Annotated in this window: 8 protein-coding genes, 3 tRNA genes and 1 pseudogene; all 12 read left to right on the top strand. The window is 55.6% G+C overall.

Annotated features, from left to right (window positions below):
• Window positions 1-24 precede the first annotated feature (24 nt).
• A tRNA-Gly gene (locus LIX91_RS13660) sits at window positions 25-98 on the top strand.
• A 26-nt stretch (window positions 99-124) separates the two neighbouring features.
• Window positions 125-200, top strand: a tRNA-Thr gene (locus LIX91_RS13665).
• A 165-nt stretch (window positions 201-365) separates the two neighbouring features.
• Window positions 366-441 (top strand) — tRNA-Trp (locus LIX91_RS13670).
• A 46-nt stretch (window positions 442-487) separates the two neighbouring features.
• Entirely contained in the window at window positions 488-856 is a 369-nt protein-coding gene (secE, locus tag LIX91_RS13675) for a preprotein translocase subunit SecE (RefSeq protein ID WP_002555502.1), read from the top strand.
• A 9-nt stretch (window positions 857-865) separates the two neighbouring features.
• Window positions 866-1,399: a transcription termination/antitermination protein NusG gene (gene nusG / locus LIX91_RS13680; protein WP_003317113.1), complete on the top strand. Its 534-nt coding sequence runs from the start codon at window positions 866-868 to the stop codon at window positions 1,397-1,399.
• 118 nt (window positions 1,400-1,517) lie between these two features.
• Complete coding sequence (gene rplK, locus LIX91_RS13685) at window positions 1,518-1,949, top strand: 50S ribosomal protein L11 (protein ID WP_002555500.1); 432 nt, start codon at window positions 1,518-1,520, stop codon at window positions 1,947-1,949.
• Window positions 1,949-2,644, top strand: coding sequence for a 50S ribosomal protein L1 (gene rplA, locus LIX91_RS13690; RefSeq protein ID WP_003317112.1), 696 nt, complete (start codon window positions 1,949-1,951; stop codon window positions 2,642-2,644). The genes rplK and rplA overlap by 1 nt, the downstream gene beginning before the upstream one ends.
• 202 nt (window positions 2,645-2,846) lie before the next feature.
• Complete coding sequence (rplJ, locus tag LIX91_RS13695; protein WP_002555498.1) at window positions 2,847-3,347, top strand: 50S ribosomal protein L10; 501 nt, start codon at window positions 2,847-2,849, stop codon at window positions 3,345-3,347.
• A 79-nt stretch (window positions 3,348-3,426) separates the two neighbouring features.
• A complete protein-coding gene (gene rplL / locus LIX91_RS13700; protein WP_003317111.1) occupies window positions 3,427-3,792 on the top strand; it encodes a 50S ribosomal protein L7/L12 in 366 nt (121 codons plus the stop codon).
• A 221-nt stretch (window positions 3,793-4,013) separates the two neighbouring features.
• Window positions 4,014-8,087 carry a DNA-directed RNA polymerase subunit beta gene (gene rpoB, locus LIX91_RS13705; protein ID WP_003317110.1) on the top strand — a complete coding sequence of 1,358 codons (4,074 nt, stop codon included), beginning with the start codon at window positions 4,014-4,016 and terminating at the stop codon, window positions 8,085-8,087.
• A gap of 64 nt (window positions 8,088-8,151) precedes the next feature.
• The gene (rpoC, locus tag LIX91_RS13710) at window positions 8,152-12,351 is read left to right on the top strand and encodes a DNA-directed RNA polymerase subunit beta' (protein WP_003391781.1); all 4,200 of its coding nucleotides are present in this window, start codon (window positions 8,152-8,154) and stop codon (window positions 12,349-12,351) included.
• A gap of 199 nt (window positions 12,352-12,550) precedes the next feature.
• Window positions 12,551-12,746: pseudogene (gene rpsL / locus LIX91_RS13715) on the top strand (30S ribosomal protein S12); the annotation flags it as partial.

The following is a 12,746-nucleotide window of genomic DNA, read 5'->3' on the forward strand; positions in this document are numbered from 1 at the left end:
GATTTAGCGCGAGCTGCAAGTTGTGCGGGTATAGTTTAGTGGTAGAACCTCAGCCTTCCAAGCTGATGATGCGGGTTCGATTCCCGCTACCCGCTCCAGGCTTGTGGTTCATGCACAGTGTTTTGCTCTTGTAGCTCAGTTGGTAGAGCACACCCTTGGTAAGGGTGAGGTCAGCGGTTCAAATCCGCTCAAGAGCTCCATTGATAAAGGCAGATATGAAAATATCTGCCTTTGTTTTAGGCGGTTCCGCGCTGCGTGCGCCGTCTAAATCTTGTTCGGGCCGTACTGCCTGTTAGGTGCTCTTCGAATAAGGTGTTGAAAAACTCTCGTCAGGTCCGCATAATGGTCGGCCTGATTTTGCTTTTAGGTCAGTAGCTCAATTGGCAGAGCGACGGTCTCCAAAACCGTAGGTTGGGGGTTCGATTCCCTCCTGACCTGCCAGATTCCCTAGATGTAATCTGGCTTTCTTTTCACAGGATCTCCGTAGATGAATCCCAAGGCTGAAGCATCAGACTCTCGCTTTGATATGCTGAAGTGGCTCCTGGTAGTCGTTTTGGTTGTCGTGGGTGTTGTCGGCAATCAGTATTATTCTGCTGAGCCGATCCTGTATCGCGTTCTCGCTCTCCTTGTGATTGCCGCAGCTGCTGCATTTGTAGCGCTGCAGACAGGCAAAGGTAAGGCCTTCTTCGTTTTGGCGAAAGAAGCCCGTGCCGAGATCCGTAAAGTCGTATGGCCTACTCGCCAAGAAACCACTCAAACCACGTTGATCGTTGTGGCTGTTGTGCTGGTTATGGCGTTGCTGTTGTGGGGGCTTGATTCCCTGCTCGGCTGGCTTGTTTCCTTGATAGTTGGCTAAGGGTGTCCCGTGGCTAAGCGTTGGTACGTAGTGCATGCTTACTCGGGTTACGAGAAGCATGTCATGCGCTCGTTGGTCGAGCGTGTGAAGCTGGCAGGCATGGAAGATGGCTTCGGCGAAATTCTGGTTCCCACTGAAGAAGTGGTTGAAATGCGTAATGGCCAGAAGCGCAAAAGTGAGCGCAAGTTCTTCCCTGGTTATGTGCTTGTTCAGATGGACATGAATGAGGGTACTTGGCACTTGGTCAAGGACACCCCGCGTGTCATGGGCTTCATCGGCGGTACCGCTGATAAGCCAGCTCCGATCACTGATAAAGAGGCAGAAGCGATTCTGCGTCGCGTCGCTGACGGTAGCGACAAGCCGAAGCCGAAAACGCTGTTCGAACCAGGTGAGGTTGTTCGTGTCACCGACGGTCCGTTCGCCGATTTCAATGGCACGGTCGAAGAAGTTAACTACGAAAAGAGCCGGATTCAAGTGGCGGTGCTCATTTTCGGACGTTCTACTCCGGTAGAGCTAGAGTTCAGTCAGGTCGAAAAGGCATAACTGAGCTGGAATCCCATACCCCGCAGCCCAAGGCTGTGGGGTTTTTTCGTCACTGGGATATACGCGTAAGTAACCGGGGAGCCTGTATTGGCGCTTGAACCCGTAATTGGAGTGCCTCATGGCCAAGAAGATAACCGCATACATCAAGCTGCAAGTGAAAGCCGCTCAGGCTAACCCAAGCCCGCCAGTTGGTCCTGCTCTGGGTCAGCACGGTGTGAACATCATGGAATTCTGCAAAGCGTTCAACGCCCGTACTCAGGGTATTGAGCCAGGCTTGCCGACTCCAGTGATCATCACTGTATACAGCGACCGTAGCTTCACTTTCGAAACAAAAAGTACCCCTGCATCGGTTCTGCTGAAGAAAGCTGCAGGCTTGACCAGCGGCTCGGCTCGCCCGAACACCGTTAAAGTTGGCACCGTGACTCGTGCTCAGCTGGAAGATATCGCTAAAGCAAAAAATGCGGATCTGACTGCAGCTGACATGGAAGCGGCCGTGCGTACCATCGCCGGTTCCGCTCGTAGCATGGGCCTTAACGTGGAGGGTGTGTAATGGCTAAGCTGACCAAGCGTCAAAAGGCAATCGCCGAGAAAATCGAAGCTGGCAAGTCTTACAATTTTGTAGACGCCGCTGCGTTGCTCACCGAGCTGTCGACTGTCAAGTTCAGCGAGTCGATCGACGTCGCTGTCAACCTGGGTGTTGATCCTCGTAAATCCGACCAGGTCGTACGTAGCGCTACCGTACTGCCGCACGGCACCGGTAAAACTGTACGCGTTGCAGTATTCACCCAGGGCCCTGCTGCTGAAGCTGCTCTGGCTGCCGGCGCTGACCGCGTTGGTATGGACGATCTGGCCGCTGAAATGAAAGCTGGCGATCTGAACTACGACGTCGTTATCGCTTCCCCTGACGCAATGCGCGTTGTGGGTCAGCTGGGTCAGGTTCTCGGTCCTCGCGGTCTGATGCCTAACCCGAAAGTCGGCACCGTTACTCCTGACGTCGCTACCGCCGTCAAGAACGCCAAGGCTGGTCAGGTTCGTTATCGTACCGACAAAAACGGCATCATCCACACTTCCGTTGGCAAGGTCGGTTTCGACGCTGTCAAGCTGAAGGAAAACGTTGAAGCCCTGATCGCTGATCTGAAGCGTATCAAGCCTGCTTCTTCGAAAGGTATTTACGTCAAGCGCATCACCCTGAGCACCACTATGGGCCCAGGCCTGGTCATCGACCAAGGTTCGTTGGAAGCGTAAGACAAAATGGTACGGTGAGCGATTGCCGTACCGTTTGAAAGATTGGGGTCCCTGCCTGGCGGGGGCTATCCAAGACCGTAGGCGACGCAAGTCTTAAACCTCAAGCCTACGCAGATGGTGCTCCCGGTTCCTTACCGAATCAGACACCAAAACGACATCTGGCTTCGGTCGGATGAAACGGTAACAAGCAGGAGTTAAACCCGTGGCAATTAAACTCGAAGACAAGAAGGCCATCGTCGCTGAAGTCAACGAGGCTGCCAAAGCTGGTCTGTCCGCTGTCGTGGCTGATGCCCGTGGCGTGACGGTTGGCGCAATGACCGGACTCCGTAAAGAGGCTCGTGAAGCTGGCGTTTACGTACGTGTTGTACGTAACACCCTGCTCAAGCGCGCTGTTGCTGACACTGAATTCAGTGTCCTCAACGACGTGTTCACTGGCCCGACCTTGATCGCGTTCTCCAACGAACATCCTGGCGCTGCTGCCCGTTTGTTCAAGGAATTCGCTAAAGGTCAGGACAAGTTCGAGATCAAGGCAGCTGCGTTCGAGGGCAAGTTCCTCGCAGCTAATCAGATCGATGTACTGGCAAGCCTGCCGACCCGTAACGAAGCAATTTCTCAGCTGATGAGCGTGATTCAAGGCGCTACCAGCAAGTTGGCTCGTACTCTGGCGGCTGTTCGCGACCAAAAAGAAGCAGCTGCAGCCTAAGGCTGAGTCAGATCTTTTCGCGTATTTTTGTTTATTTTGATGGTCGCGTAGGCCGTCCCCCAATTCAGGAAATTGAGTCATGTCCATCTCTCAAGACGATATCCTTAACGCCGTAGCTGAAATGTCCGTTCTGCAGGTTGTAGAGCTGATCAAGGCTTTCGAAGAGAAGTTCGGCGTTACTGCTGCTGCCGGCTCTGCTGGTCCAGCTGCTGCAGCTGCTGTTGTTGAAGAACAAACTGAATTCAACGTCATGCTGCTGGAAGCTGGCGAGAAGAAAGTAAACGTGATCAAGGCAGTTCGTGAACTGACCGGTCTGGGCCTGAAAGAAGCCAAGGCTGTAGTTGACGGCGCTCCTGCCCAGGTTCTGGAAGCAGTGTCGAAAGACGCAGCTGACAAAGCAAAAGCTACCCTGGAAGAAGCAGGCGCTAAAGTCGAGCTGAAATAAGCATCGATTTTGAGTGTCCAGCCCACGCGTTTAGCGAAAGGCTGATGGCTGGTGGCTTTTGCCACCGGCCTTTTTCCGTTATAGACGATTGGCGCTGTCAACGTCTGTAACGTGTGGCATCCACCGATGGCGGTGGCGCAAACCAAGGGGTTTGCAAGATTTTCTGGCTGCTTCCGTCGGGAGGGAGCCAAACAAGCAGGTGACCAAGCTGGGGAACGCTGATGGCTTACTCATATACTGAGAAAAAACGTATCCGCAAGGACTTTAGCAAGTTGCCGGACGTAATGGATGTGCCGTATCTTTTGGCCATCCAGCTGGATTCGTATCGCGAATTCCTGCAGGCGGGAGCGACCAAAGATCAGTTCCGCGACGTCGGTCTGCATGCAGCCTTCAAATCCGTTTTCCCGATCATCAGCTACTCCGGCAATGCTGCGCTGGAGTATGTAGGTTATCGCTTGGGCGAACCGGCATTTGATGTCAAGGAATGCGTGCTGCGCGGTGTGACTTACGCAGTACCTCTGCGAGTCAAGGTCCGTCTGATCATTTTCGACAAAGAATCGTCGAACAAAGCGATCAAGGATATCAAAGAGCAAGAAGTCTACATGGGTGAAATCCCCCTGATGACTGAGAACGGTACCTTTGTAATCAATGGCACCGAGCGCGTTATCGTGTCTCAGCTTCACCGTTCGCCTGGCGTATTCTTCGACCACGACCGTGGCAAGACGCACAGCTCCGGCAAGCTGCTGTACTCCGCTCGTATCATTCCTTACCGCGGTTCGTGGCTGGACTTCGAGTTCGATCCGAAAGACTGCGTATTCGTCCGTATCGACCGTCGTCGCAAGCTGCCTGCGTCCGTACTTCTGCGCGCTCTGGGTTACACCACCGAGCAAGTGCTTGATGCTTTCTACACCACCAACGTATTCCATGTGCGCGGTGAAAACCTGAGCCTGGAGCTGGTGCCTCAGCGCCTGCGTGGTGAAATTGCCGTTCTGGATATCCTGGACGACAAGGGCAAGGTCATTGTCGAGCAGGGTCGTCGTATCACTGCCCGTCACATCAACCAGCTGGAAAAGGCCGGGATCAAAGAGCTGGAAGTGCCTCTGGACTACGTCCTGGGTCGTACTACAGCCAAGGTCATCGTGCATCCGGCAACCGGTGAGATCATTGCCGAGTGCAACACCGAGCTGAACACCGAAATCCTGGCCAAGATCGCCAAGGCTCAGGTTGTTCGTATCGAAACGTTGTACACCAACGACATCGATTGCGGTCCGTTCGTCTCCGACACACTGAAGATCGACTCCACCAGCAACCAACTGGAAGCGCTGGTCGAGATCTATCGCATGATGCGTCCTGGCGAGCCGCCAACCAAGGATGCTGCTGAAACACTGTTCAACAACCTGTTCTTCAGCCCTGAGCGCTACGACCTGTCTGCTGTAGGCCGTATGAAGTTCAACCGTCGTATCGGTCGTACCGAAATCGAAGGCTCGGGCGTGCTGTGCAAGGAAGACATCGTAGCGGTCCTCAAGACCCTCGTTGATATCCGCAACGGCAAAGGCATCGTCGATGACATCGACCACCTCGGTAACCGTCGCGTTCGTTGCGTCGGCGAGATGGCCGAGAACCAGTTCCGTGTTGGTCTGGTCCGTGTCGAGCGCGCTGTCAAAGAACGTCTGTCGATGGCAGAAAGCGAAGGCCTGATGCCTCAGGACCTGATCAACGCCAAACCTGTTGCGGCGGCGGTCAAAGAGTTCTTCGGTTCCAGCCAGCTTTCCCAGTTCATGGACCAGAACAACCCGCTGTCCGAGATCACGCACAAGCGTCGTGTTTCCGCACTCGGCCCTGGCGGTCTGACGCGTGAGCGCGCTGGCTTTGAAGTTCGAGACGTTCACCCGACTCACTACGGCCGTGTGTGCCCGATCGAGACGCCTGAAGGTCCGAACATCGGTCTGATCAACTCCCTGGCGGCCTATGCGCGCACCAACCAGTACGGCTTCCTCGAGAGCCCGTACCGTGTGGTCAAGGAAGGTCTGGTCACCGAAGAGATCGTCTTCCTTTCGGCGATCGAAGAAGCGGACCACGTCATTGCCCAGGCTTCGGCCGCAATGAACGACAAGCAAGAGCTGATCGACGAGCTGGTTGCTGTGCGTCACTTGAACGAATTCACCGTCAAGGCGCCAGCCGATGTCACCCTGATGGACGTTTCGCCCAAGCAGGTTGTCTCGGTAGCCGCATCGCTGATTCCGTTCCTCGAGCACGATGACGCCAACCGTGCGTTGATGGGTTCGAACATGCAGCGTCAGGCTGTTCCTACTCTGCGTGCCGACAAGCCGCTGGTAGGTACTGGTATGGAGCGCAACGTTGCTCGCGACTCCGGCGTTTGCGTCGTGGCTCGTCGTGGTGGTGTGATCGACTCGGTTGACGCCAGCCGTATCGTTGTTCGCGTTGCCGATGATGAAGTTGAAACAGGTGAGGCGGGTGTAGACATCTACAACCTGACCAAATATACCCGTTCGAACCAGAACACCTGCATCAACCAGCGTCCGCTGGTCAGCAAGGGTGACCGTGTTCAGCGTAGCGACATCATGGCTGACGGCCCGTCCACCGACATGGGTGAACTGGCGCTGGGTCAGAACATGCGCATCGCGTTCATGGCCTGGAACGGTTTCAACTTCGAAGACTCCATCTGTCTTTCTGAGCGTGTCGTTCAGGAAGACCGCTTCACCACGATCCACATTCAGGAACTGACCTGTGTGGCGCGTGACACCAAGCTTGGGCCAGAGGAAATCACGGCTGACATCCCTAACGTGGGTGAAGCTGCTCTGAACAAGCTGGACGAAGCGGGTATCGTTTATGTAGGTGCCGAAGTCGGCGCCGGCGACATCCTGGTCGGTAAGGTCACTCCGAAAGGCGAGACCCAGCTGACTCCGGAAGAAAAACTGTTGCGCGCGATCTTCGGTGAGAAGGCCAGCGACGTTAAAGACACCTCCCTGCGCGTACCAACCGGTACCAAAGGTACTGTCATTGACGTTCAGGTCTTCACCCGTGATGGTGTCGAGCGTGATGCGCGTGCCCTGTCCATCGAGAAATCGCAACTCGACGAGATCCGCAAGGATCTGAACGAAGAGTTCCGTATTGTCGAAGGCGCTACTTTCGAACGTCTGCGCTCTGCGCTGGTGGGTCGTGTAGCTGAAGGCGGCGCTGGCCTCAAGAAGGGCCAGGAAATCACCAACGAAGTGCTTGATGGTCTTGAGCATGGTCAGTGGTTCAAGCTGCGCATGGCTGAAGACGCTCTCAACGAGCAGCTCGAAAAGGCTCAGGCCTACATCGTTGATCGTCGCCGTCTTCTGGATGACAAGTTCGAAGACAAGAAACGCAAACTGCAGCAGGGCGATGACCTGGCTCCAGGCGTTCTGAAAATCGTCAAGGTCTACCTGGCAATCCGTCGCCGCATCCAGCCGGGCGATAAGATGGCCGGTCGTCACGGTAACAAGGGTGTGGTCTCTGTGATCATGCCGGTTGAAGACATGCCGCACGATGCCAATGGCACGCCGGTCGATATCGTCCTCAACCCGCTGGGCGTACCTTCGCGTATGAACGTTGGTCAGATTCTCGAAACCCACCTGGGCCTCGCGGCCAAAGGTCTGGGCGAGAAGATCAACCGCATGCTTGAAGAGCAGCGTAAAGTTGCTGAGCTGCGCAAGTTCCTCAACGAGATCTATAACGAAATCGGCGGTCGTCAGGAGTCTCTGGAAGACCTCACCGACAACGAGATTCTGGACCTCGCGAAGAACCTGCGTAACGGCGTACCGATGGCTACCCCGGTTTTCGACGGTGCCAAGGAAAGCGAAATCAAGGCAATGCTCAAGCTGGCAGATATGCCGGAAAGCGGCCAGATGCAGCTGTTCGACGGTCGTACCGGCAACAAGTTTGAACGTGCTGTAACGGTTGGCTACATGTACATGCTGAAGCTGAACCACTTGGTGGACGACAAGATGCACGCGCGTTCCACTGGTTCGTACAGCCTGGTTACCCAGCAGCCGCTGGGTGGTAAGGCACAGTTCGGTGGTCAGCGTTTCGGGGAGATGGAAGTGTGGGCGCTGGAAGCATACGGCGCGGCGTACACTCTGCAGGAAATGCTCACAGTGAAGTCGGACGATGTGAACGGTCGTACCAAGATGTACAAAAACATCGTGGACGGCGATCACCGTATGGAGCCGGGCATGCCCGAGTCTTTCAACGTGTTGATCAAAGAAATCCGTTCGCTCGGTATCGATATCGATCTGGAAACCGAATAACACGTGACGCGAATCGGGGGCAGGGCGGTAATGCCTGCTCCCTGCTCCGCCAGGAGGAAAAGCCTTGAAAGACCTACTGAATTTGCTGAAAAACCAGGGTCAAGTCGAAGAGTTCGACGCAATCCGTATCGGACTTGCATCGCCTGAGATGATCCGCTCTTGGTCGTTCGGTGAAGTTAAAAAGCCGGAAACCATTAACTACCGTACGTTCAAGCCTGAACGTGACGGTCTGTTCTGCGCCAAGATCTTTGGCCCGGTAAAAGATTACGAGTGCCTGTGCGGTAAGTACAAGCGCCTGAAGCACCGTGGTGTCATCTGCGAAAAGTGCGGTGTTGAAGTAGCACTGGCCAAGGTTCGTCGCGAGCGCATGGCTCACATCGAGCTGGCTTCGCCGGTTGCCCACATCTGGTTCCTGAAATCGCTGCCGTCCCGTATCGGTTTGCTGATGGACATGACCCTGCGTGATATCGAACGTGTTCTCTACTTCGAGAGCTATGTCGTTATCGATCCAGGCATGACCACCCTTGAAAAAGGTCAGCTGCTGAACGACGAGCAGTACTTCGAAGCGCTCGAAGAGTTCGGTGACGACTTCGATGCCCGCATGGGTGCCGAGGCTGTCCGCGAGCTGCTGCACGCTATTGATCTGGAGCACGAAATTGGCCGTCTGCGCGAAGAAATTCCGCAAACCAATTCCGAGACCAAAATCAAGAAGCTGTCCAAGCGTCTGAAATTGATGGAAGCCTTCCAGGGTTCCGGCAACCTTCCTGAGTGGATGGTGCTGACCGTTCTGCCGGTTCTGCCGCCAGATCTGCGTCCTCTGGTTCCGCTTGACGGTGGCCGTTTCGCGACGTCCGACCTCAACGATCTGTATCGTCGAGTGATCAACCGTAACAACCGTCTGAAGCGCCTGCTGGATCTGTCCGCTCCCGATATCATCGTGCGCAACGAAAAGCGCATGCTGCAGGAAGCGGTCGATGCACTGCTCGACAACGGCCGTCGCGGTCGTGCGATCACTGGTTCGAACAAGCGTCCTCTGAAATCCCTGGCTGACATGATCAAGGGTAAGCAGGGTCGTTTCCGTCAGAACTTGCTCGGTAAGCGTGTTGACTACTCGGGTCGTTCGGTAATTACCGTAGGTCCGACCCTGCGTCTGCACCAGTGCGGTCTGCCGAAAAAGATGGCTCTCGAGCTGTTCAAGCCGTTCATTTTCGGCAAGCTGGAAATGCGTGGCCTGGCTACGACCATCAAAGCTGCCAAGAAGATGGTCGAGCGCGAGCTGCCAGAGGTCTGGGACGTTCTCGCTGAAGTGATTCGCGAACACCCGGTGCTTCTGAACCGTGCGCCGACGCTTCACCGTCTGGGCATCCAGGCGTTTGAACCGGTACTGATCGAAGGTAAAGCTATTCAGCTGCACCCGCTGGTCTGTGCTGCGTACAACGCCGACTTCGACGGTGACCAGATGGCCGTTCACGTGCCTCTGACGCTGGAAGCTCAGCTCGAAGCGCGCGCGCTGATGATGTCGACCAACAACATTCTGTCGCCAGCCAACGGTGAGCCAATCATCGTTCCTTCGCAGGACGTTGTACTGGGTCTGTACTACATGACTCGCGAAGCGATCAACGCCAAGGGCGAAGGTCGTGTATTTGCGGACCTGCAGGAAGTCGACCGCGTATTCCGCGCCGGCGAAGCGGCTCTGCACGCCAAGGTCAAGGTTCGTATCCACGAAACGGTCAACGACCGTGATGGTGGCAGCGTCAAGAACACCCGCATCGTCGACACCACTGTCGGCCGTGCGCTGCTGTTCCAGGTGGTTCCGGCCGGCCTGTCATACGACGTCGTCAACCAGCCGATGAAGAAGAAGGCGATCTCCAAGCTGATCAACCAGTGCTATCGCGTGGTTGGCCTGAAAGAGACCGTTATCTTCGCTGACCAGTTGATGTACACCGGTTTTGCCTACTCGACCATTTCGGGTGTTTCCATCGGCGTTAACGACTTCGTTATCCCTGATGAAAAAGCTCGCATCATCGACGCGGCCACCGAAGAAGTTAAAGAGATCGAAAGTCAGTACGCCTCCGGCCTGGTAACCCAGGGCGAGAAGTACAACAAGGTAATCGACCTTTGGTCCAAGGCGAACGACGAAGTCTCGAAAGCGATGATGTCGAACCTGTCCAAAGAACGCGTTATCGACCGTCACGGCGTCGAAGTTGATCAGGAATCCTTCAACTCGATGTACATGATGGCTGACTCCGGGGCGCGTGGTTCTGCTGCCCAGATTCGTCAGCTGGCCGGTATGCGTGGTCTGATGGCCAAGCCTGACGGCTCCATCATCGAAACGCCGATCACTGCGAACTTCCGTGAAGGCTTGAGCGTACTTCAGTACTTCATCTCTACTCACGGTGCTCGTAAGGGTCTTGCGGATACTGCATTGAAAACCGCTAACTCCGGTTATCTGACACGCCGTCTGGTAGACGTCGCGCAGGATCTGGTGGTTACCGAGGTTGATTGCGGTACCGAGCACGGTCTGCTGATGACTCCGCACATTGAAGGCGGTGACGTTGTAGAGCCGCTGGGTGAGCGCGTACTGGGGCGAGTCATTGCCCGTGACGTGTTCAAGCCGGGTACAGAAGAGGTCATCGTGCCTGCAGGCACGCTGGTAGACGAGAAGTGGGTCGAGTTCATCGAGCTGAACAGCATCGACGAAGTCATCGTTCGTTCGCCAATCAGCTGCGAAACCCGCTACGGCATCTGCGCCAAGTGCTACGGTCGCGACCTGGCACGCGGTCACCAGGTCAACATCGGTGAAGCTGTCGGCGTAATCGCTGCACAGTCGATCGGTGAGCCGGGTACCCAGCTGACAATGCGTACGTTCCACATCGGTGGCGCGGCAAGCCGGACCTCGGCAGCCGACAGCGTTCAGGTGAAGAATGGCGGTACTGTCCGTCTGCACAACCTGAAGCACGTCGAGCGTGTTGATGGTCACCTGGTTGCGGTATCCCGCTCCGGTGAGCTGGCAATCGCAGATGACTTCGGTCGCGAGCGTGAGCGTTACAAGCTGCCATACGGTGCAGTGATTTCGGTGAAGGAGGGCGACAAGGTCGACGCTGGCTCTATCGTGGCCAAGTGGGATCCGCACACTCACCCAATCGTCACCGAGATGAAAGGTACTGTTACCTACGTAGGCATGGAAGAAGGCATCACGATCAAGCGTCAGACAGACGAATTGACCGGTATGACCAACATTGAAGTGCTCGACGCCAAAGACCGCCCTGCTGCCGGCAAGGACATCCGTCCTGCTGTGAAGATGGTCGGTCTGGATGGCAAGGATCTGCTTCTGCCAGGTACTGACGTACCGGCCCAGTACTTCCTGCCGGCCAACGCCCTTGTTGGTGTTGCTGACGGTGCGCAGATCGCGATCGGTGATGTTATCGCTCGTATTCCGCAGGAAACTTCGAAGACTCGTGACATCACCGGTGGTCTGCCGCGTGTTGCCGACCTGTTCGAAGCGCGTCGTCCGAAAGAGGCGTCGATCCTTGCAGAAGTCAGCGGTACCATCGCATTCGGTAAAGAGACCAAAGGCAAGCGCCGTCTGGTCATTACCCCGAACGACGGTAGCGATCCGTACGAGGAGCTGATTCCGAAGTGGCGTCACCTGAACGTCTTCGAAGGCGAGCAAGTGAACCGCGGCGAAGTTATCTCGGACGGCCCGAGCGACCCACACGACATCCTGCGTCTGCTGGGTGTGAGTGCGCTGGCCAAGTACATCGTCAACGAGATTCAGGACGTATACCGTCTGCAGGGCGTGAAGATCAACGACAAGCACATCGAGACGATTCTGCGTCAGATGCTGCGTAAGGTTGAGATTGCCGAGTCTGGCGATTCCAGTTTCATCAAGGGCGACCAGATGGAATTGACTCACGTACTGGTAGAAAACGAGCGTTTGAGCACGGAAGACAAGTTTGTTTCCAAGTTCACTCGCGTGTTGCTGGGTATCACCAAGGCATCGCTGTCCACCGAGTCGTTCATCTCCGCGGCCTCCTTCCAGGAGACAACCCGCGTACTGACCGAAGCGGCTGTGACCGGCAAGCGCGATTACCTGCGCGGCCTGAAGGAAAACGTGGTCGTGGGTCGTTTGATCCCGGCCGGTACCGGTCTGGCTTATCACAGCGAGCGCAAGCGTCGTCGTGAAATGGACAAACCGACCCGTGTCAGCGCGAGCGAAGTAGAAGCAGCTCTGACGGAAGCGTTGAACTCCAGCGGTAATTGAGACCAGAGCCTCGGCATTTTTCATCTGGCAGACAGCACGTTTTCGTGTTGTTTGCCCGTTGAGGACGTCGGGGCTTTGTCTTGACTGGGGGCGGGATCCTCTTTAGACTCTTGTACCCCTAAATTTGGCGGGGCCTGTGCCCTGTCATTTGCTTTTCTTGTAAGACAATAGCGTCGCAAGACAACAGTGGAGCTAGTAGATGGCAACTATCAACCAGCTGGTACGTCAGCCGCGTAAGCGTATCGTCGAGAAATCCGACGTACCTGCGCTGCAGAACTGCCCGCAACGTCGCGGTGTGTGCACTCGTGTGTATACCACCACGCCGAAAAAACCTAACTCGGCATTGCGTAAAGTCTGCCGTGTGCGCCTGACCAACGGTTTCGAGGTTTCCTCGT

Origin of the sequence: Pseudomonas sp. B20 (genome assembly GCF_020515755.1) — a bacterium.
Classification (GTDB): domain Bacteria; phylum Pseudomonadota; class Gammaproteobacteria; order Pseudomonadales; family Pseudomonadaceae; genus Aquipseudomonas; species Aquipseudomonas syringae.

What these genes read in the sequence shown, in the direction of transcription:
- secE (WP_002555502.1), top strand. Translation starts at nt 488, where the DNA reads ATGAATCCCAAGGCTGAAGCATCAGACTCTCGCTTTGATATGCTGAAG.
- rpoB (WP_003317110.1), top strand. Translation starts at nt 4,014, where the DNA reads ATGGCTTACTCATATACTGAGAAAAAACGTATCCGCAAGGACTTTAGC.
- rplL (WP_003317111.1), top strand. Translation starts at nt 3,427, where the DNA reads ATGTCCATCTCTCAAGACGATATCCTTAACGCCGTAGCTGAAATGTCC.
- rplK (WP_002555500.1), top strand. Translation starts at nt 1,518, where the DNA reads ATGGCCAAGAAGATAACCGCATACATCAAGCTGCAAGTGAAAGCCGCT.
- rplA (WP_003317112.1), top strand. Translation starts at nt 1,949, where the DNA reads ATGGCTAAGCTGACCAAGCGTCAAAAGGCAATCGCCGAGAAAATCGAA.